This window comes from Bacteroides sp. 11BF (assembly GCF_019633765.1).
Lineage (GTDB): Bacteria > Bacteroidota > Bacteroidia > Bacteroidales > Bacteroidaceae > Bacteroides > Bacteroides hominis.
Genome location: NZ_JAFKPJ010000006.1, coordinates 21,457 through 44,450, shown reverse-complemented (window position 1 = coordinate 44,450; position 22,994 = coordinate 21,457). Strand labels below are relative to the sequence as shown.

General features: G+C 47.1%; 10 protein-coding genes and 4 tRNA genes. 6 read left to right on the top strand and 8 right to left on the bottom strand.

Annotated elements, in window-relative coordinates; genetic code table 11:
* Positions 1 to 159 precede the first annotated feature (159 nt).
* The 3 genes from JZY04_RS07875 to JZY04_RS07865 form a co-directional block, all read right to left on the bottom strand.
* A complete protein-coding gene (locus JZY04_RS07875) occupies positions 160 to 2,997 on the bottom strand; it encodes a hypothetical protein (RefSeq protein ID WP_032539161.1) in 2,838 nt (945 codons plus the stop codon).
* Positions 2,998 to 3,190: 193 nt separating this feature from the next.
* Complete coding sequence (locus tag JZY04_RS07870) at positions 3,191 to 4,876, bottom strand: S41 family peptidase (RefSeq protein WP_122142258.1); 1,686 nt, start codon at positions 4,874 to 4,876, stop codon at positions 3,191 to 3,193.
* Between the two features lie 44 nt (positions 4,877 to 4,920).
* Positions 4,921 to 5,910, bottom strand: a complete 990-nt coding sequence (locus JZY04_RS07865) for an adenosine kinase (protein ID WP_005781950.1) — start codon at positions 5,908 to 5,910, stop codon at positions 4,921 to 4,923.
* Between the two features lie 82 nt (positions 5,911 to 5,992).
* Here JZY04_RS07865 and JZY04_RS07860 point away from each other — a divergent pair.
* The 4 genes from JZY04_RS07860 (at position 5,993) to JZY04_RS07845 (ending at position 6,369) form a co-directional block, all read left to right on the top strand.
* Positions 5,993 to 6,066, top strand: a tRNA-Asn gene (locus JZY04_RS07860).
* 27 nt (positions 6,067 to 6,093) lie between these two features.
* A tRNA-Asn gene (locus JZY04_RS07855) sits at positions 6,094 to 6,167 on the top strand.
* A 27-nt stretch (positions 6,168 to 6,194) separates the two neighbouring features.
* Positions 6,195 to 6,268, top strand: a tRNA-Asn gene (locus tag JZY04_RS07850).
* Between the two features lie 27 nt (positions 6,269 to 6,295).
* Positions 6,296 to 6,369, top strand: a tRNA-Asn gene (locus tag JZY04_RS07845).
* A 132-nt stretch (positions 6,370 to 6,501) separates the two neighbouring features.
* Here the strand turns inward: JZY04_RS07845 and JZY04_RS07840 are convergent.
* Both JZY04_RS07840 and JZY04_RS07835 read right to left on the bottom strand, forming a co-directional pair.
* Positions 6,502 to 8,964: a beta-L-arabinofuranosidase domain-containing protein gene (locus JZY04_RS07840; RefSeq protein WP_122142259.1), complete on the bottom strand. Its 2,463-nt coding sequence runs from the start codon at positions 8,962 to 8,964 to the stop codon at positions 6,502 to 6,504.
* A gap of 1 nt (position 8,965) precedes the next feature.
* Positions 8,966 to 11,716: a DUF5695 domain-containing protein gene (locus JZY04_RS07835; protein WP_122142260.1), complete on the bottom strand. Its 2,751-nt coding sequence runs from the start codon at positions 11,714 to 11,716 to the stop codon at positions 8,966 to 8,968.
* Positions 11,717 to 11,791: 75 nt separating this feature from the next.
* Between JZY04_RS07835 and JZY04_RS07830 the strand changes: the two genes are divergently transcribed.
* On the top strand, positions 11,792 to 11,998 hold the full coding sequence (locus tag JZY04_RS07830) for a hypothetical protein (RefSeq protein WP_147347876.1): 207 nt from the start codon (positions 11,792 to 11,794) through the stop codon (positions 11,996 to 11,998).
* Here the strand turns inward: JZY04_RS07830 and JZY04_RS07825 are convergent.
* The 3 genes from JZY04_RS07825 to JZY04_RS07815 are packed head-to-tail and all read right to left on the bottom strand — an operon-like array spanning position 11,984 to position 18,471.
* Complete coding sequence (locus JZY04_RS07825; protein WP_122142348.1) at positions 11,984 to 13,291, bottom strand: hypothetical protein; 1,308 nt, start codon at positions 13,289 to 13,291, stop codon at positions 11,984 to 11,986. The genes JZY04_RS07830 and JZY04_RS07825 overlap by 15 nt on opposite strands.
* A gap of 18 nt (positions 13,292 to 13,309) precedes the next feature.
* Positions 13,310 to 15,289 carry a RagB/SusD family nutrient uptake outer membrane protein gene (locus tag JZY04_RS07820; protein WP_005811641.1) on the bottom strand — a complete coding sequence of 660 codons (1,980 nt, stop codon included), beginning with the start codon at positions 15,287 to 15,289 and terminating at the stop codon, positions 13,310 to 13,312.
* 11 nt (positions 15,290 to 15,300) lie between these two features.
* Positions 15,301 to 18,471, bottom strand: coding sequence for a TonB-dependent receptor (locus JZY04_RS07815; protein WP_122142261.1), 3,171 nt, complete (start codon positions 18,469 to 18,471; stop codon positions 15,301 to 15,303).
* 320 nt (positions 18,472 to 18,791) lie between these two features.
* Here JZY04_RS07815 and JZY04_RS07810 point away from each other — a divergent pair, with 320 nt between their 5' ends.
* On the top strand, positions 18,792 to 22,820 hold the full coding sequence (locus JZY04_RS07810) for a two-component regulator propeller domain-containing protein (protein WP_122142262.1): 4,029 nt from the start codon (positions 18,792 to 18,794) through the stop codon (positions 22,818 to 22,820).
* The last annotated feature ends 174 nt before the right edge of the window (positions 22,821 to 22,994 follow it).

Sequence of the window (22,994 nt, the reverse complement as noted above, 5' to 3'; positions counted from 1 at the left end):
ATCTATTTATGAATGTTCCGACTTTGCAGGTACAAATAAAGCGAATCTCCGGCAAATGCCTTCCATTTATCCATACGGCAAGAATACTACAAACCCGAAAAAACAAAAAAAGAAGTACTGCATTAGTACTTCTTTTCATATCAATCATTTAATTTCCAACTACTTGAAGGAGATCATAAAATCCGTCAGGCTGCTCTCCGGAGGAAGCCCCAACTTCTTGCGCAGACGATAGCGGGCAGCGTCGACACCCCTTACGGAAATGTTCATCAGCTTCGCAATCTCCTTCGTCGGCAGGTTGAGCCGGAGCAGCGCGCACAGGCGCAAATCGCCGGAAGTCAGGTCAGGGAACTTTTCTTTCAGGTTCCGGAAGAAATTCTCGTGTATCCGGTCGAAGTTGGACTGGAACATATTCCAGCTCTCTTCGTCGGAGACAATATTCTGATTGATCATCGAAAGCAGCTTATCCAGGTTCTTGCGGGTATATTGCCCGGAGAGTTTCTGCTGCTGCAATTCCTCTTTCAGCGAGCTCAGGAACTCCTGATGCGCGATGTTGGTCATCACCACGCCCGAAAGCTCTTTGCTCTTGAAGCGGAGGTCGGCCTCGAGTTGCTCCTTCTCCAGTGCCATGATCTTCTTTTCCTGCTGCTCTATCTCTGCTTTATGGTGCGCGCGCTGACGGTCGATGACGGCATCTTTCTTCTTCTTGGTATAGACGTAGACCCCGTAAAGGAGCCCCAACAGAAATGCCAGCCCGGAGAGAGCGTAAACGGCAATGGCTACGTACGAAAGATACCAGGGACGCAGGATACGGAAAGGCAGTTCGACAGCAGCAACCACCCCGCCGTCATCGTACACCTCGGCACGGAAGCGATAAGAACCGAATGGCAGCCGGGTAAAGTCTTTCTGCAAATCGGGAAGTCCCTCGATCCACTTGCCGGACAACCCCTCGAGGCGGTAACGCACATGAAACGCAAAATCATTGTAAACGGGATAGGCAAGAGAGATGCCTACATTGTTGAAAGCGGGGGCTATCTCATCATCTCCCGAAACCGGGAGTTGCAGCCGCTCGCCCGTCTGCTCGTTGAATGCCGAAAAGCCGGAGATCCATAAAGACGGTTGCTCACGGGACTTGTACAGCCCGGTGCTGTCGGCAGCGATACGGGCAAAGGAGTTATTGAGGCAGAGGTAAGAGCAATCATTCCGCTTGTCGTATACCATCCGGGCCAGCCCCTCGATGGGAAGGTTGCCAAACATGGAGAAGGGTATTCTCCGCTCCACCTTAAAGTCGTTCACGGTACATCTCACCAGACAGGCCTCGCGGTCGCTGAGAAACCAGTACAGATCGCCTTTCATGGCGGTGACAGTGTGGATATCCCGGAGTGCGGCCAACTGTTCGTTCATCGCTTTGTAGGGAATAATGGAATCCGCCATGTCGTCATAAGTGTAGAAGTTCCGCCCGTCCGAGAAGGCGACACGTCCGTTTACCTTGAAAAGGTAACAATGCCCGCCCGGATTCCCCGACAGAGAGTCGTACTGCTTCAGGTCCGTCACCTGCTTCAACGCTTCATCGAGACGCACCCGGTAAAGCCCCTTGCGCATGTGCTGCACCCAGATGTTGCCGTGAGGATCCACTTCGATGTTCTTTGCCATATGGCTGAAGTTGCGCACCGAATTGGAGAAGTACCACTCACCGGCAGCATTCTTCTTATAAATATTCAGATAAGTGTAGGTACCTTGTATCAGGAGCTCTTCCCCACCGATCTGCGCCTGCCGCATACACATGGCTCCCCGTACGTCGGAAAGAAGCCGGGCCTGCATGCCTTTAATCTGGAAAGTACCTTTATTGTGTCCGCAAAGCACCTGATCGCCCCATTCGCCGATGGTCCATGCCTGCTCTTCGAGTCCCGGAACCAGTTCCAGGAGGTTATCTTCAAGCCGGTACAACCCTTGGTTGGAAGCGATATAGGCATCCTTTTCGCGTACCAGCACGTCATACACCATTCCGACCTTGCGACGCACCGGCTCGAAATGATAAATCAGAGAATTGTTGCGCACGTAGGCAATGCCGTTGTCGAGGGCTGTCCAGATATTATTGTCTATATCGCAATACAGCCCCAGGACGGTGTTATTCTCCAACTGGTTGTCAGCGTTCTCTTTCCAGAGCAGGCGTCCTTCTTTACTGAAGGCATACAGCCCGTTGGAGATGGTTCCTATCACGTAGCAAGAGTCTTTCGTCATCACTGCCCGATTGACGGTATGGCGTTTCAACTCCTCATCACAATCTGTATGCCAGGGACGAATGCCGGAGGAGGTATAAAGATATCCACCGCTGTTACGGGTCAGCAACAACATTCCACCGGGATAGGGCAAACCTGCCAGTACGTCGCTGTTGCCCAACTCCTGTCGGGAGATCAACGGAGTAAACCTATCACCCGTAAAGACACAAACACCTGCATTGATCAGTTGGGAATAAACCGTATCCCCTACCCGGAACAGATTCAGGGGCAGTTCATGGCAGCGGACTCCTTTCGTCGTCGTGCCATCGTATATGAAGTATGAACCGAATGACTGAAAGACGATGTTCCCTCCCTGCTCCACGATAGTCCATATCTCGTCATTGTGAAAATTGAACCCTTTCACCTGATCTTTCAGGGAATGATATTCCAGTAAGTTCAGGTCGTTCTCTTCAAAATAACCGAACTCCTCGAACGATCCGACGTAGATACGCCCGTCGGAAGCCACGTAAACGGCACGCACAATGCCCGACGCCGGCAAAGGAAACAGCTTCCACCGGCTTCCGTCATACCGAAGCAGTCCGCTGTTGTTGCCAAAGTACATGACGCCCCGCCCGTCCTGCGCAACGGCCCAGTTTTCGTTACCGGCATTATAGTCGAGGACAGAATAATTGCGGACAATAGGTGAAAAAGGGACAGGGTTGCCCCAGCAAGGAAGAGAAAGAGTACAAACAAAAACAAGGAACAATAACAGATTCTTCATCAGTCAGTCGTCTTTAGAAAAATTCTTTGTGCGGAAAAAGCAGAGCTATCTTATCGGACGTTGATAGTTTGTTTTCACCACAGAGGACACAGAGTAACACAAAGTGAATTTTAAGTCATTGATTATCGATGTTGATAATCCGTGAAAGTCAGTGTAATCTGTGGTGAAAAGACTTTTGACACAGCCCCATTTATTATTTCTTTACCGGAGCACTCAAAGTTTCTTTGTATTTGACCGGATCGGCCAATATCTTGAGAGCGGCTTGCAGCCCATCGTCATCCTTCAATTGCTGGATGATCCCTCCACGTGTATAGTAGTAACGCTTGATGATCTCATCGGCAATCATCGACTTGATGTCTTTTGAGAAGTAATCGAGATCGCGGTCCAGATTATGAATCAGTTTCTTCTCCAGTGCCTTGATCTCCTCCGATGCTTCATCCAGATACCCTTCGAACTTGGCAGCCTCTTTCAGCGTCTTCATGATCTTCTCACTCTGCTGGTCATACTTGAAGTCGGCTTTCTTCACCATTGCCTTGAAGTCGTTATAGTCGGCATCGGTCACCTTGAACTCCTGCGGAGAAGGGATGGACGGATGCTTCAGGCAGTACTGCGTTACATAATCGAAGATCAGGTTATCGCGCACCAGATAGAAGAGGATATTAGGCAACTTTTCCTGTTTCACTTCGATATCCGGCATCACACCTCCACCATCGCGAACTTCACGTCCGGCTGCCGTATGGAATACGGTAGTCAGGCTGTCGGGGATGATACCTACACTGCCGTCCTCATTGCGGTGTTTATAGTCGATGGCCTGTACGCAACGTCCGCTGGGGATATAATACTTAGAAGTCGTGAGTTTCATCACACCTCCGTAAGGCAACGGACGGGTGGTCTGCACCAATCCCTTTCCAAACGTACGGCTTCCCACAATCACGGCGCGGTCGAAATCCTGGAAAGCTCCCGAAAGGATTTCGGACGCGGAAGCAGTGCCTCCGTTTACCAATACGGTAATAGGAATATCGAGATCCAGCGGTTCACGCAATGTCTTATACGTATTGCTGGCCTGTTTGGTCTTTCCCTTGGTAGTCACGATCACTTTGCCGCGGGGCAAAAAGAAATTGGCAATCTCTACCGCTTCTTCCAGACGTCCGCCACCGTTTCCGCGCAGGTCAATCACCAACGAGGTGATGCCCTCTTTCTTCAGTCTCAGGAATGTCTTCTTAAAATCTTTGGAAGGAGTACCGGAGAAGGTGCTCAGATTGATATAACCTACATTTTTATTAAAGATGGTATCGTAAGGAATCATCGGAGTCTGGATGGTTTGACGTACAATATTAAACTCCAACGGCCGGGTGCCACCCTTTTCGTCCGGACGCTCTACCTTCAGCTTAAAGCTCGTACCTACTGCACCCCGGAGCATCTGGCTCACCTCTTGGTTGTTTTTTCCCGCCAGATCTTTTCCGTCTATCTCCATCAGGATATCGCCTGCCTTCAGTCCGATTTTAGCAGCAGGGGTTCCTTCAAAAGGCTCGGCTATCATCGAACGTTTCAGTTTCTGGTTGTACGTGATCAAAGATCCGATACCCCCGAACGAAGCGTTCAACATCTGTTGCAGTTCAGCCTGGTCGTCCTCCGGATAATATTCCGTATACGGATCGAGTGACGAGAGCATATAGTCGATCCCCTCACGAACCGTCTTATTCGGATCGAGCGTATCTACGTAAAACATATCGAGTTCTTTGACGATAGAATTAAAGGTATCCAGATTCTTAGCAATCTGGAAATTGCGGTCGTCACCGCTCTTGAAACTAAAGAATGCTACGACAACCAATGCGGCTGCCAACAGGACACCATTTCGTCTATTCAGAAACTTTTTCATACACTTTTCGTTAAAATGAGACGTAAAAGTAACTCATTGCCTGCTTACTCTGACAGAACTTCGTTAATATTTAACTTTATTTCATCCCAACGCTCGCAAGGAATCGTGGTTCCAACTATCTGTATAACATTTCCGGAGAGAATTGAACCAATCTTTGCACATTTCTCTAAAGAATAGCCGCAAGTCAGCCCGTACAGAAATCCGGCAGCGAAATAATCACCTGCTCCCGTCGTATCGATCACTCTCTCTACAGGAATGGCCTCTACTTTGATCTCCTCCGTACCCTTACGGATGTAAGAACCATTTCCACCTACCTTTACAATGGCGATACTGCATTTCTTGCTGATCAGTTCAAGGGCTTCCTTCGGATCTTCTTTACCCGTAAACGCCTTTGCCTCTTCTTCATTGGCGAAAACAATATCTACATACTTATTTATTAATAAAGAGAAGAACTCAAGATCGCCTGCCACGATATTATAACTTGCCATATCGAGGCAAACCTGCAAACCGGCTTCCTTTGCCAACTCAATGGCATGAAGAATCATATCGTGATCCTGTACCAGATATCCCTCTATAAGCAGATAAGCATAACCTTTGAACATATCCAGTGTCAGATCTTCGGCTCTCAGCGTAGAAGCAGCACCGAGATAAGTACCAAAAGTACGTTCTCCGTCCGGAGAAATAAAAGTAGAAGCGACTCCCGACGGCAGATCAGACGTTAATAATTTATCTTCGATGCCATTTTTTTGCAGATTCTCCCGAAAAAAGTTTCCGTAAGCGTCATTTCCGACTTTTCCGATGAAACCGGTTCCGGCACCCAGACAGGCGAGTCCAAGTATGGAATTTGCCGCTGCTCCACCGGTCGCCAAGTGGGTTTTCATCTGACTGAATTGTTCGTTAATCTGCTGTAACTTAGCATCATCAATAAGTTGCATGCTTCCCTTGGGTAATCCCATTTCATCAAGGAGTGTATCATCTTTCAGGGTTGCAAGTACGTCTACCAGGGCGTTGCCCAATCCAATTATTTTATCCATTTCACTAATTTTTTTTGCAAAGATATTGCATATTTCAAAATATCCTATTACTTTTGCATCGCAATTGAGAAAAACAAATCATTCTTCCTTAGCTCAGTCGGTTAGAGCATCTGACTGTTAATCAGAGGGTCCTTGGTTCAAGTCCAAGAGGAAGAGCAAAGTTCAAATTCTCAGTTGCTAAATTCTTCCTTAGCTCAGTCGGTTAGAGCATCTGACTGTTAATCAGAGGGTCCTTGGTTCAAGTCCAAGAGGAAGAGCAAAGTTCAAATTCTCAGTTGCTAAATTCTTCCTTAGCTCAGTCGGTTAGAGCATCTGACTGTTAATCAGAGGGTCCTTGGTTCAAGTCCAAGAGGAAGAGCAAAGTTCAAATTCTCAGTTGCTAAATTCTTCCTTAGCTCAGTCGGTTAGAGCATCTGACTGTTAATCAGAGGGTCCTTGGTTCAAGTCCAAGAGGAAGAGCAAACAAAGGTTCGTCATTACGGCGGACCTTTTTTGTTTTTACATTGTGAGGATACGGCATATACATCCTGATAGAGAAAGAGGATGTTGCCTCTGCTGTACAACACCCTCTTTCCTGCTGAAAAAAAGAACCTACTCAAACCTTATCTCTGAAACACCTATTGATTTTCCTTTCTGAGGTTCTATAAGAATACGAACGGATTCCACTTCAACACTGCCTGAAGGATGTACTACGTTGAACCGATCGGTGCCCACCTGATATGAGTCCGTCACATAGAGTTCAAGGGGATTCCATCCGGCATCCGACTTATACTCTACCGACCAACCCGACGGAACGGCTATTTTTTCCTGATCGTCCAGCCAATACATGGAAAGGGAGTTCAGCAGGAAGGGTTCTTTGAAGTCTACCTGCACCCATTGTCTGCCCGAGCCGTCGGACATCCACCTTTCAGTCAGCTTGTCTGCGGAAGAATCGGATACTTTTCCGTCGCAAAGCGCATGTGTGGAAATATTCTTTCCGGCAGCCAGGGAGGATACGTTCACCGCTTTGATATTACGGAGATAAGCCATGGCTTGCTGGCCGATGCTGGCGGTGGAGGCCTCATCGTTCAACCAAACCAGCATCGTACGGTTGTCTCCCCGGTTGCACCAGGCGTAGTAAGGAACCATCGTGATCTCACGGGTGGTGATGCCTTCCACTTTTTTCTCCATACCCGGCAGGGTGATACTTTCCAATCCTTGCAGCACACCGGAGGATATATTGGCCACCTTTGCCTGTGATTCGTTAACATCGCCCAGATAGAGGCGTTGGACGGGGCCGGCATTATCCACTTCTTCGGCACAGTAGACTAATGGGCCGCGGGTTACGGCGGTCTTACCTATATTCTCACTGACTTCGGGGATGCAATCTACAAAACGCACCGGCATGGGGATGTTGAGTTCGACCACGTCACCCGGCTCCCAGTTACGCTTGACAACGGCAAATCCTTTCTCCATCCTGAAATCGGTTTTCTGTCCATTAACGCTTAGTTCAATTTCCGTGTGCCCCGGTTGTTTATAGGGGTAAAGTCCCCCCGGAACAAATTCTCCGGAGCGTGCCCACGTAGGGATACGCATACAAACCGAGAATTTACTTGCCTTTTCGGGCTGCACCGTCACGCGCACTTTTCCATCGAACGGATAGGCAGAGGACTGCTCCAGTTTCACACGGGTTTCTTCCAGGGGAATTTCCGTTTGGCTGCCGCCATACAAGGTCAGGTAAACCCTGTCTTTGCTATAAGCGTACATATAGCCCGGCACTTGCAGGATCAGACGTGAAATATTGGGAGGACAGCAGGCACACCCGAACCACTTGGCACGTCCGCCATTCCCATGATTAAAGCGTCTCACTCCGTCTGCCTCAAGAGGATTGACATAGAAAAAACGGTCGCCATGCAGGTTGATGCCCGCCAACGAGTTGTTAAAGAGTGAAAGCTCGGCTATATCGAGGAATTTAGCGTCTCCGCTGTCCAGGTACATACCATAATTGAAGAACACGTTGGCTACCGCCGCGCAGGTTTCATTATAGGCTGTCAGATTGGGGAGTTCATAAGGAGCCCCGAAGCCTTCCATCCCCTCTATGGCTCCAAGGCCGCCGGTGATATGCATACGGGTAGTGACCAGATTCGTCCAAATAGAATTGAGCGCACGGGTATAGTCATTCAGTCCGGTCAGGGCATCGACCTGTGCCATGGCTGTGTATAGATATGCCGCACGAACGGCATGCCCAACAGCTTCGGTCTGCTCTTTCACCGGCGCATGCTGCTGTGCGTAAGTCGGCGCCATTACTCCCTCACCTTCCGGACGGTAAGTGACTCCTCTGATCTCAAGGAACTTCTTTGCCATATTGAGGTACAACGTATCATTTGTCACCCGGTATAGCTTGCAGAGTGCCAGCTCGATCTCTTCGTGCCCCGGAGCCTGATTGACCGGTTTGCCGCCATTATAATTGGGATCACCTCCTTCAAAGAACACCTTATTCACATGCTTGGCACTCTTTATGGCGACATTCAGCAGTTTATCCTTACCCGTAGCCTGATAATAGGCTACCGCTGCTTCGTACAGATGCCCCACATTATAAAGCTCATGGCTATGAACGACCCACGAGTAAGGTTTCTCTCCCATCTCTCGGGGATCGGGATTACCACAAATATGCGAAATATATAAATATCCGTCCTCTTTCTGTGAAGCAGCAATCAGATCGGTCACTTCATCCATAAACTCTTCCAGCTCCTTGTCCGGGCGAATCATCAGTGAATAAGCCACTCCTTCCATCACTTTATAAAGATCGGAGCTTATAAAGCGGTGAGTCTCGGGAAGGGCTGTGGAGTCTCCTGCCAGAAAGGCGGCGCAACGCCGGAAACGCTCTACCGCCGGTGCGCTCTGCTCAACGGAGAAAGGTACCGTTACGTTGATTTCCGTCTGCATCCTTTCTTTCCAGAACCCATCGGTCAAAGTCACCTGATTAAAGGGAACGGGTGTTATTGTCTGCTGTCCCTCTTCCGAACAGGCTGTCGTAAGGAGAAGCAGAAATAGCCCTGTTAGTACATGTTTCATTCTAATTTGTTTTTAAAAGTTTCACTTGGGTATGTTTGTCCGTAACGGGCACCTCTATATAATAAGGATGATGTGTATTACCCGCCTCAATGTGGAATGTCGTTATCATTTTGTGATCGGTCATGACAGTATATTTACCTTCCGGCATTCCTTCGGTCCGGATGGTGGTGTTGTGACGTTTGCCGGAACGGTTTTCGATGAAGAAGCTCAGTTCTTCGGCTGCCCCTTTGAGGGTGACGGGATGATCTTTCCGGAATCCGTCCTGCATCAATTCGATGGAGAAACGGACAGGAGTCATGATACGTATCTGCCGGCGTACTCCGTCAAGGGGAGTGATACTCACGGTTCCGTTCTTATCCGTCCGGACATTCGCTCCGTAGCCGATCAGCCCGAAGTCGGGATCATCCACCAGATAGACTCCCGAACCGTGGATGCCTCCGGTAAGCCCGTGGTCTATTTCACCATCAAACCGCCAGGGAGAACGCCCCACTTTGATATAGTTCATGTAAGTGCGTGAGTTCTGGTAGGGTGAGAAGGCCCAGCCGACAGCACCATCGTTCCGCTCTCCCTTATACCAATAACCAAAGCCGGTCTCCTTCGTACCGGTATTCATCAGTGCCCATGAAGCCAGTAAAGAGTTATATCCGTAATTGATGTATCTGTCCGGCCGGTCGGAGAACCGATAGGCATAATCGAGCAATGCCACACCTCCCATTTGGGTCATATAGTCGAGGTTTACGTATTGTCCGCTCCACGCTGTGCCCAGATTGGCATATCCCGGCTCAAACAATCCGCGCAGCGCAAGGTTCCCATCCAGCTGGTTCTGCATGAAACGGTCGATCATCGCAGTATCGAACGAAGTATACGAATACCACTTCTTGAGGTTCTTGTCGTACCAGAACTGCTCTTCCGGCTCGATAGGATTCAACTTCGCATACTCTGCCACGTAATAGGAAGACTCAAAGGCTGTACGGTCGACAAACATCTCGGAGCCAAAAGGCCAGGGATCTTCGTAAACCATATAAGTCACTTTTTTCTCCCACTCACGACGCAGCTTGGCCGCATCCTTCTCTCTCCCTTTCTGCTCAAGGGCACGGATGATGTCGAGCAGATAGCGCTCGTGAAAGTTGCCTTGTTTATAAGCCCAGTCCGTCCAGCCATGAAATGTCCATTGCTTGCCCATCAAAATGTTATAGGGCACTTCAAAATAGGCCATTGCCGTCCGGTAGGCGCGTTCCAGATAACCATCGGCATCAAGGTAGGAAACCATCTCGGGATTATCCTCCGCTATCCGGTAAAGGTTATAATAAATGGCAAAGTGGGTGGTATAGTCGAAGGTCCGCCACATGCGTCCCTTGCCCGAACCGCCATCTTCGTATCCACCATATTTCCCGCTACGGTTCTGATACCAGTTTTCGCTGCCGTAAATGCCGTACGGATAAGGATATTCCCGGTCTGTGCGTTGCAGCTTGCCCCATACGAAGTTTTCTTCGTAGTATTCCAGAGAGGCGATTTCTTCCCGGTCGGGATAGATGACATTCTTTTCACTCACATAGACCGGCTTGCTGTTAGACGGGTCGTCCGAACCACCCACCATGAACTCTTCCCGCAAGTCTCCCAGGTGGTCGGGCGAAAGCAACTCGGCTTTCTCCATATCCCAAAGGCTATAAAGCCCATTGTACCACTTGGAAGGGTCGCGATGCTGCTGCCGTCCGACAATGAAACGTGCCCGCTTTTTAATCAGGATCTCCAGGGGTTCCGTCACAAAGAAGTCGAGGAAACAGACCCGATCTTCTCCGTAACGTACCGTTATCAGGTTCTCTCCCAAACGGGAGAAACGAAACTTATACAGATATGTATCTCCTGCCTTCTGTCCAAGGCTGGTGATCTGCATCTCCGCGGGATATTCCGCCGCCAATCCGGTAACGGGCAGCTTGGACCGCAAAGCGCAACAGACCTCCATCTCCGGAGTAACGACCATGCCGGGGGCAACCTTTACAACCACCCCTTGCTTATCATAAATTTTCGTCTGTATCTCCTCGTGATTTCCGGCAAGCGTGAAGTTGAAACCGGTAACGTAGTGTCCGTAAGGCTGTACAGTCTTTGAGGTAGACGGCAATCTCCAGGTATCATCTGTACGGTCCACAGCATGGGTGGAATGCAGATAATATTTGCCGTCCGCTGTGGCATATTCAATCGAAGTTCCCTTCCGCATGGTCATCAGCAGGATGTCACCCTGCCCTGTCAGCGAAGTCCAGTAGAAAAAAGAAGCATTCCCGTTCAGAGAGAAGTGCCGGTTCAGATTCTGATGTGCCTGGATCGATTCGTCCAAAGCACCGACAGGCAAAGAGAACCACAGGTCCGTCACCGTCGCCGGATGGTGGCTGCGGTTGAAAAACTCAATCTCCCAATCCACCTCTTCACCCTTGATGGTGAAAGTCTGATAGAGGCGTACATCCGAAGGAAGCTGCCAGAATATCTGTATCTTATCGGAAGTGGCGGACAGAATCTGTGGGGAAATATCGGCCAGAGAGACTGCATAGCTTTTCCCCCTGACTTCGTAAGCCAGATTCAAATCGCCCAGATACTTCCCGTGGTCTATATAGTTGCGGACATTGTCCGCCCCCTGAAAGACGAGCGAGCTTACTCCCCTTTCGTCCGGACTGACTTTCATTTGGGGAGTTATACCCCGGAGAGAAGAAATATTCAGACAGAGAAAGAGTAAGGATGAAATATAATACTTAAGTTTCATAGGCACCATTCTTTAATTAATAAAGTAATCTACAGTAGTTGAGCATTGCTGTGCCTCATCCGTCACAGGAGGGCTGTGTGGCACTTTTTACCCGCAGGTACTTCGTCCGAGTATACGGCAGTACTTCGTCCGGGTATACGGCGGTACTTCGTTCGAGTATACGGCGGTACTTCGTCCGGGTATACGGCGGTACTTCGTCCGGAGCCCTGGTGGATAAACGCTGCCATGCAGATACTCAACCACTGTTTTACATTCGGCAGAGAAGCATCACGGCTGCACTGAAATTTTCACACTGCTAAGTGCTCTCTTATGACTGTAGTCATCCAGCGAGTTACTCCGCTCTTCACTATAATCGATCCCCTTATAGTCTTTGTCACCCACATTGGTGGCAACGGCTGTAATGGTAAAATCGCCGGCTCCGGTGTAAATGTACTTATAAGTTTTCTGAATTCCTCCGGTAGTGTATACAGAACCCAGCGAAACACCCGTGTTCCAAGGTTCGTACTCGTCGGTCCCCATCTCTATGAAAGAGAGATAGACATCGCCCTGGAAACCCTTATACTTCGTATAGTCGGCTTCGTGAACCGGAAGTCCGGTAGCAGGATCGAGTTCACATTCATATGCTTCCAATACTCCATCCCCATCCAGATCGTACTTATAAGGCGAATCGTCGGCTGCCGCAAAGGTGGAACGGCCGTTGACGTACATGTCCACCTGGCGGAGAATGATCTTTTCACCATGATCCAGGAAGGGTTGCAGGTATGTATCCCGATTGTACATATCGCCCAGTTTATAAAATCCTTCGGTAGGACGACGTGAAAGCGGATCGTTGGTCTGGAATGCGCCGTACGAACGCTCATCCTGCATCGTATAGTACTTGTATCCGGCACTATATCCGCCAAAGTCCTCCAACTGCTCGGTGTGCAGGCCGAAGTAAGCAGCCACCCACGCATCATTAGAATACTTACGAATCGCACGGTCGGCATCACACGCCACAAAGCGGCTTTCGATAATCGTATTACCCGGCTGGTTGGCCAGTCCGCCAAAGATGTGGATATCCGGTTTCATCCGTATGCCCGAAGGGATACGCCGGTCGGTCACCGTAAACTTCAGCTGATTGGTTCCTATGTAGCTCATCTCCATCAAAGCCTCCGGAAAGTCCCCTTTCTTGTAGGGGACCAACTGGATATTGTCAATGGCACCGAAGAACTCAAAATCCTTCTTCACCTCTTCGATGGACTGATAGTCTTTAAAGTATTTATAAAACAGGGTCTTTTCCCCATTTTTGGCATAAGGAACCCGGTAACACTCTTCATAGAAGCTGTCCCAATCGTGCTCCATAATGGCTTTAACGCGCGAACGTTCGAACTTCTTGCCTTCATCACCTGTAAAAAGCGTCAGGTACTGGGCATCGGTATTGATGGTCACCGTCACCTCTTCGCCTACTTTCGGATTCTGGGGTGATACGGAGATGCTGACAGACGGTGTCTCTACGTCTGCACCAAATTTCTCGCAGGAAACCAGCGAAGTGGCTGCCACAGCAAGCAGCCCTATAATCAGTTTATTTGTTTTCATATCCATTCGTATTTAGTATTAGAAATATCCCGGATTCTGTTTCATCTCTGGGAAGAACGATAACTCGGTAAACGGTATCGGCATCAGCACCCGGTATACCTTCTCTTCGTTGAAAAGATGCCAGAGGTACTCTCCACGCGCCGGATCACCAAACGGATCAAAGAACTGCAGAGGATCACGATAACGGCAGATATCTGCCAAGTCGACCATCGACACATCCGGGAAACGGGCTACATCGAGCCACCCGCAATCATCCTCGGCTGCCAGTTCGCGCAGACGTTCATACATCAGCTCCTTCAATGCATTGGCCGGACTGATATTCGTAGGAATCATCATAACCGAACCCGGCTGGTAAGTATAAGGAGCATCTCCCTGAGAGACAAACATATCTTTGATGGAACCCTGATGGCAAGCACGGTCACGGATGATGTTCATCGTTTTCACTCCTTCCGAAGCATGACCCTGCATAATCTGGGCTTCTGCTTTCAGTAAGTAAACCTCAGCCAGACGTAAAACAGGATAGTCCACACCACCGTAATTGATATCAAAAGTAGAGCTCAGCTCACTCGGATTCAGGTTACGGAACTTACCCAACTGCCACCAGTTACAGTTCCAGAGGTTGGGCTTGTTCTGCCCGTTCGTCTCGTTCTTCCACCAAGCCCGTTCGTGACTCTCGAGAGCCACATCCATGACTTTAAGCTGCTCTTCGGTATAATCGTTTACTTTACCCGGTTCGATGTAGAACTCAGGGCCCAGTTCACGTCCGGCAGGTTCGAATACCCACAAGCCGACCGGAGCACCGCCACTGTTAGGACCGGTCACCCAGCCTTTCACCGAACTCCACATGCGACGGGTAACATCTCCCGTTATGGAGTATTTCCCGGTACGGTCATAAAGATTCTGCAAATCATAAGGAGTTGTTCCCGGTTTCGGACTCTCGGCATTGAAGCGGTCCACCTGTCCGTAATCCATACACACGTCCTTGAAACTGTAGTTATGTTCCCACATCGGTATGTCATATAGCAGCGTCAGCCACGAGGTCAGGTTTCTTCCGCCGGTAGCACCGTACTTGCCTTCACCGGCAAAGCCCATCGGTATCTTGTTTCCGGTGCCCACCCCTTCTTCTGCCAGCACGCTGAACATAATCTCATTGTTGCGTTTGGTAAATACAGCGGGGAAGTACTCTTCCAGCTCATAAGTTCCGTATATACCGGCAATAATATCGTCACACAACTTCACGGCATCGGCATATAACGTCGTTTTATCCACATCGCCAGCCGTCGTTTCATTGATCTTATCCCCATACATTTCCGCACGGCGGATATAAGAAGCATGGAATATCTTCATCTTTGCCAGCATACCTGCCACGGCTCCCTTCGTCACACGGCCGTAAGCAATGCCCGAACGGTTATCCAGACACTTATCCAATGCATAAGCCATCTCGTCATAAAGAAACTTGAACATCTCCTGCCGGGTTGCCCGTGGCACATAAGCCGGTTTCGGTCCGGTAGGCTCTGTGACCAGGGGTACACCACCGTAATAGCGGTACAAAGTAAAGTAAGCATAAGCCCGGAGGAAACGCACCTCGCCCATCAGCATCTCGGTTGCCGATCCGGTGATGGTGGCCTTGTCCAATGCAGAATGTCCGGCGTTCTCGTCAATCACTCCTTTGTTAGCTTCCAGTCTTTCAAGTATCAGGTTCGCCTGCGCGATATATGAATAATGCTTCGACCATAAGTTCAGCACACTACCCGAGGTAGATGTCAGGTCGAACGGACCTTCATTCATCAGCGAAGGCATCATAAACCGGTCACTGGTCATAATTCCATCGTTCACATGCCCGGCATTGGCATAGAGTATAGCAACATTACGCAAAGCAGCGTCATATGAGGTATAGAAAGTCTCAGACGGAAGTTCTGTTTTCGGTAACTGGTCGAAATACCCCTCACACGACACTAAGGCGCAAGAGGTTAAAAGGGCTAATAATATTTTCTTCATGGCAGTACCTGTTAATATTTGAAATTAAGTGAGAATATATGAGAGCGGGCGTACGGATAGGCCGAAATGTCGACTCCCGGAAGAATACGGTTGTTCACAGAGCTACCGCTACGTACCTCGGGGTCATATCCCGAATAGTTCGTAAGACAGAAAACGTTGTTAATCGTATACGTCAGAGCCAGGTCTTTAATCTTCCAAGCCTTCAATACGTTCTTCGGTAAACGGAAGGTGACAGCCAGGTTGTTCATCTTCAGGAACGAACCGTCTTCCACCATCTCCGAGTTGGAAGCAGCCCACATATATCCTGACCAGTCAATGGCACCGGGACCTGTAAAAGTACCGGTAGGATTGTTCGCGAACCAGGCATCTTTATAATACACAGCCGATTTATTGCGGATATCCCCGTTGTTCATCAGGTTGTATACATTACCATTGATAATATCATTTCCGTATGACCAACTGAAGTCCATAGCCAGTTCGATGAACTTCCAGCGCAGACGAGTGTTCAAACCACCGATAAACACCGGATTCACGTCTCCGATCACAACACGGTCACTCATATCCACTTTTCCGTCTCCATTGGTATCGGCAAAGGATGGGAAACCGTAAGGCATCTCTCTCTCGGTAGCATACCACCAAGGAGAATCGGCACTGCCTATACCGTTATAATCCGAATGCCAGTTGCTGCGGATGCCTTCCATCTGCAAACCATAGAAGAGTCCGAGAGGATATCCTTTTTTAATCAGAACATTCTCCGAACCGGAAGCCGAACCTACGGGGCGTCCTTCGAGCATCTGTGTTTCAGTACCTAAGCTAAGCACCTTGGACTGATTGGAGCTAAAGTTCACCGTAGCATTCCAGGTAAAGTCCTTTTTATCAATAAGCACACCGCCTACACTGATCTCAAATCCGCGGTTACGCACCGAACCAATGTTACGGGTCACCTTCCCGAAACCAGAAGTACGTGGCAGATTCTGTTCGAGCAGCATATCACGGGTAGTCTTTGTATAGAGGTCCAATGACACATTCAGGCGGTTATTGAACATATCCAGGTCGAGACCACCGTTAAACTCTTCCGTCACCTCCCAACTGATCTCCGGGTTCGCCATACGGCTGGTATACAAAGCCGGGATAGCTCCGTCGCCAAAGATGGCCTGACGCTGGCTGGAAGACAATGTCTGTGCATAAGCATAAGGAGCAATCTGGTCGTTACCCACCTGGCCATAGCTGAAACGTAGCTTCAGGTTGCTTACGTTCTTCTCCAGCCAAGGCACATTCTTGAAGAATTCTTCTTCTGAAACTCTCCAACCCAGCGCACCGGATGGAAAGAATCCCCAACGGTTATCGGGACTGAATTTAGAAGAACCGTCAGCACGCATGGAAGCTTTCAGCAAGTAACGGCCTTTATAAGAATAGTTGGCCATAAACACTCCCGAGAGCATGGCTATCTTTTCGTAAGATACACCGGGAGACTTCACATGATTACCACTTTTTGCATCATAAATACCTTCCCACCCCAAATCGGTATTGAACTGGGAATATTCCTGATTAAAGGTTTCATACTTATTGGTATTGGCCTCATACACGGCATTCACCGAAAGACTGTGTACCTTGTTGAATACTTTATTGAATCCGGCCTGTATCACTCCACGCATATTTAATCCGCTTTGTGTAGCATACGTAGCCAAGCCATTATTATCATAACCGCGCTGGATGGTCTTCGGAACAAATTCTTTGACTTCCCCTTTAGGGATACGAACGCCAATACCGCCTTTTACAAACCAGTTATCATTAATGTTGTATACCAATTCCGCCTGACCGAAGAAAGTATTATTTTTATTATTGTAATCAATGTCTTTCAGCTTCCGATAAGGATTATCCATTTTACCTGTATAGTACAGGTTGTCATCTATCTCCTGGAAAGTCCACTCTTTGGGAACAAGTGGAGAGAAAGTCTGTATTTCATTGAAAATATTTCCTTCTGTCCAGAAAGCACCGCTACGAATATTGTGCTCATATGAGATATTCGTGTTCAAAGTCAGTTGCGGAAGCAGTTTGATGCTGTTATTCGTCTGGAAATAGAATCGCTTAAACCCGGTATTGATTGCGATACCATCTTCGTTCATCAACGAGAAAATGGTAGAGTTCTGTATCCGTTCGGTTCCGCCTCTGTAAGACACTTCATAATTCTGCTTGGTACCATTCTGCAAACAGAGATCCGGATAGAACTGGAAACGGGAAGGATTGGTATTCCATACCTGATCTTTATACTCCTGGTAGAAATCGGCATTCTGCCAGCGTCCGCTCATAATCATATCACGCATATATGCACGCATGTAATCTTCGGCACCCAGCATCGGGATTGAATTTGCCAGTTTACTGATACCATAAGTAGCTTTTACGGAAATCTCACTCATACCGGCCGTACCTTTCTTGGTAGTAATCAGCACAACCCCATTGGCACCCTGCGCCCCATAAATGGCAGTAGACGATACGTCTTTCAAGATAGAGATACTCTCGATGGCATCGGGAGAGATAGTTGCTAAAGGACTTTCCAGCGGATCGTCCGAGATAGGAAGCGGGAAACCGTCGATGACATACAAAGGCGAGCTGCCTGCCGTAATAGAACTGGCTCCACGAATCTTAATCGTGATTCCGCCACCCGGCGCACCATCATTGTTCATTACCTGTACACCGGATATTTTGCCTTTCAAGGCTTGTTCCAGGCTTAACGGATTGGTTTGCATAAACTGGTCGGAGCTCAAACTGGATACAGATCCGGTTAAGTCTACTTTACGCTGAGTCTGATAACCGGTCACCACCACTTCATCAATCAGCACTCCCGAATCCATCAGTACATCTATCCGATTCTGACTGCCTACGGTTTTCTCAACCGTATTCATGCCGATCATCGAAAAAACAAGTACTTGTCCCGGAGATACGTTTTTAATCGTATACTCTCCGTTTTCATTAGTAATCACCCCGTTGTGTGTCCCTTTCACTTGTACAGTGGCTCCAATAACAGTTTCATTACTGCCTTTCTCTCTCACTGTACCCGAAATGCTCTTTGTGTTTTGAGCAAATCCACCTGCAGACACCAGCACAAACATGCATATTAAGAAGACGGCTTTTATCCTGCCTTCGGTATCTGCTCTAAGGTTGTTCAGATCTTTTAGATTCATAATATTAGTAATTTAGTCATTAAAAAGGATTCATACATTTTTAGTTTCTTTGTCAAGTCCCGAAACCGGATCAGGACGAGTCCATTTTGTGTGGTTCCATACTCAGTTGTTTTTGCATTCGTATTTTACTGTTTTGTTGTTTCAGCAAAAGTAGGCGAAAAGAGACCCGAACCATAGAACAATAAATTATTCACTGATACTCATATTCATATTTACACCAAACATCACCATAGTGAATATAAATATCAGTTTGTGACCATAAGTGCCTTTCTGATTCGTTTTTATTTCAGACTTTTGTGTTGTACGTAATTAAGAGACGAATGAAGAAGAGCTTTTTTACCCTGATTTTATTTATTTCTTCTGTTATACTAAATGCACAACAGAATGAACTTATGTTCCACTCTCTGGGCAGTCAACACGGACTTACATATAGTGCCGTACGCGATATTGTGCAGGATTCGAAAGGATATATTTGGATTGCAACCCTCAAAGGACTGAACAGGTATGACGGATACAACATTAAACAATACTACAAGTCGGATGACGGACTTTCTTCAAACTGCATCGAGAAACTGCTTCTGCTTGGGAAAGATACCCTATTGATGGGAACTAATGAAGGGTTGTGCTTATACGATATGATGAAAGAGAAGTTCACCACTATTGTTCCGCAAACCAAGACTCCACTATATGTACTGGACATGGTCTACGACGGACGTTCAGTCTTCATCGCATCAGATTCCGGACTCTATGCGTATAATAAAGTAGAGCAAAGCATGGCACTGCTCTACAAAGGATTGATTATAAAAGTAACACTGGATATTAACGGAAATGTATGGGCTGTCGGTCCGAATACGATTTATTGTTTCCGCCCCAACGGACAAATGACCCGGAAAATCACAGCGGCAGAAGTCTCTTCCGACTATCCTGTCGAATTCACTTCCATCTACAAAGATTCTCAGGGCACTCTATGGCTGGGAACTACCGAAAACGGGTTGTACCGATATAATAAGAATTATAATCAGTTCGTTTCAGTGGAGTTCTCTTCACAATACAGAAAAGACATGCGCTATATCCGCTGCATTCAGGAAGATATGCGGGGAAATCTATGGATCGGAACCGAAAACGGACTTTTCATCTACGACTACACGGACAACAGTTACGTACAATACCACCAGCATGCGAAAGATGTCCAGTCCGGACTGACCGATAATGCAATCTACACCATTTATAAAAGTCGTGGAGATATTATGTGGATCGGTACATTCTTTGGAGGTATCAACTATACCAGCCTGACTGAAAACAACTTCCACTACCTGATAGCAGATAATGGGAAACAATACCTGAAAGGAAAAGCGATCAGTAACATCATCAAAGATAAAAAGGGAGCGTTGTGGTTTGCTTCCGAAGATCACGGAATCTCCATTCTTTATCCGGACGGTCACATCAGGTACCTAAACAAATCGACCCACCCATCGCTAAATGGAGATAACGTACACGCATTAGCCGAAGATTACTCCGGCAATATATGGATTGGCAACTTTGTCGACGGCCTACAAAAGGTGGATTTGGAGAGGGGATATATCCGCTCATATAAGAATATGGCAGGAGGAGATACAGGGTTATCCAATAATTCAATCTATAAGCTCTATGTTCACAACCCCGATACTATGTTCATAGGCACAAGCCAGGGAGTCAATATCTATCATTTTCAGACAGATTCATTCACCCCCTTTCTTCCGGATGTATTCCGACTTATACGCATTGACGACATCATACGTGATAAAAAAGATAATATCTGGTTTTCTGCACACTTCAACGGCATCTTCCGGTATCATATTCCTACCCATAGCATCCACCGATACCAGAAAGGAGCGACAGGTTGTAAAACTATGACCAGCGATAACATCTATTGCAGCTTTATCGATTCGAAAGGAGATGTCTGGTTTGGCACCAGTAATGGAGGACTGATGAAATATGATGCAAATGCAGACAGTATACAGGTTTTCGGGAAAAAGAACGAACTCCGGCAGAGAGACATCTATTCCATACAGGAAGACAGTTTCGGCTATCTATGGATGAGTACGGACAACGGTATTTTCTCATTTAATCCGGAAAGTCAGAGTTTTGCCCACTACAAGGTATCCGACAATCTGATTTCGAATCAGTTTAATACCTGTCCGGGTTATAAAGATCCAAACGGTACTCTCTACTTCGGAAGTATCAATGGCGTATGCTTTTTCCGGCCGGAAGGATTGAACCATAACAACCCTACAAACGATATCCACCTGACTTTCTCAGACTTCAAGGTTTTCAATAAGCATGTACAGCCGTCACCGGATGGCATCCTGCAAAGCAATATCGACAGTACGTCCCTTATCCGCTTACCTCACGGTATGAATACCCTGACTTTTGACTTCCTGGTAATCAACTACAATGAAAACTGTCAGTCACAACTTTCTTGTGAGTATTATCTGGAGGGTATGGAGACCGAGTGGAACACAACACAGCAAATCCCACAATCAGTCACTTATACCAACCTCGATCCCGGAACTTATAAATTCCATGTACGGGTTATCGGGAAAAACGGAGTTGTATTCGACCGCCGTGAAATCACTGTAAACATCCTTCCTCACTTTCTATTGAGTGGCTTCATGATCACCATTTACTCTTTAATCGGGCTCCTGATCGGCTTTATAATTGTCCGCTTCTACCGCATTCGCATGCGTGATAAAATGGATATACGCATCGAACGCATGGAAAAGAACAACCTGCGCGAACTAAACAAGCATAAGCTAAATTTCTTCACTTATATCACCCACGAATTTAAGACTCCTTTATCTATACTGATGGCCGTATTCGAAGATATATCAATCAGCCGTAACAACACAATCACCGGAGAAGAAATGAAAATAATCAATCGCAACATCCAACGCCTTCAGTTTCTTATCAATCAGCTTCTGGAGTTTCGTTCCGTAGAAACCGATCACGCCCGTATAGAATATGTGAAAGGAGACATCATGACATACGGACGTAGTATCTTCGAATTGTTCATCCCTGTCTTCAGACAAAAACAGGTTGTCTTTCAATATACAACCTCAACAGATTCCTACTATACGGTCTTCGACAGAGACAAGATTGAAAAAATCATCAGCAATCTGCTCAGCAATGCCTTCAAACATTCTGATCCTCAGAGTGAAATAAACTTCAGGATCGATGTGGATAAGAATGCCGGACAACTGATTCTTTCTTGCCACAACAGCAGCTCTTATATTCATCCGGAACAACGGGAGGCTGTCATGCAGCCTTTTCACAAAACCGATTCGTCTGATCAGAAATATTCTAATACAGGTATCGGTCTGGCTTTGGTGAATGGATTAGTTCAACTACTTTCAGGCACGGTTGAGATAGAAAGCCATCAAAATAGTGGCACGACCTTCAAAGTAAGATTACCTCTGGTAGAAGACTCTAAAGATATGATCGTTCCCGATGAAACGCTGGATATCGTCAATTCCCCCGACGTAGTAGCAGACACTGTATACCTACTCAATAACTCCGGGTTAAAAGAAGATATGAATGCCGCAAATACAGAAAAGAAAATGACTGTACTACTGGTAGAAGATAATCCGGATATCAACAACATATTAAAAAGTAAATTACTACGTTTATATAAAGTGAAAACAGCTTATAACGGGCAGGAAGCAGTCGAATTGCTGAAAACACACATTATCGACATCATTATCAGTGACATCATGATGCCTTATATGGACGGATATGAATTGAGCAGGTATATTAAAACCTCTCGGGAGTATTCTCACATTCCGGTCATTCTTATCACTTCTCAACCTTCGAAAGAGAACGAGTTGCAGGGATTATCGGCAGGAGCAGATGCCTATATCGAAAAACCTTTCACTTTTGATGAACTGAACCTCAGAATCACCAATTTACTCAAAGCTAAAAGTAATATCCGCGAACATTATCACGATATGAAAATATTCGAACTCAACGAAGAACTTAACAACAAAGACGAAGAGTTTATCAAATCGTTGACCCAATTCGTCATCGAACATATCGAAGAACCGGAATTGAGTGTCGATCAACTGACTGCACACATGAACATCAGCCGAACCCAACTATACAATAAGCTGAAGAAACTGTTAAATCTGAGTGCCACCGAATTTATAAATAAAATCAAGATAGATGTTGCCAAAGTAAAGATTATAAAAACCAATCTGACTATCGCCGAAATCTCATGGCAGCTTGGATTCAATAATCCCAGCTACTTCAGCAAAACATTTAAGCGTTTCTGTGGAGTGACACCCAATGAATTCAAGAACGGCAAAGGTCAGTAAACAGACCGGTTCATCACCCATTCGGAAAAATACATTCTAAAAGTGGTCGGATACATTCGTTTTTTGTAAATGCCGGATAATAGCCTCTACTCCCATAAACATTACCCATATGAATAATAAGAGCTATTAATATTCTGTATTTTAACACGAATACATGCTCAACAACATACATAC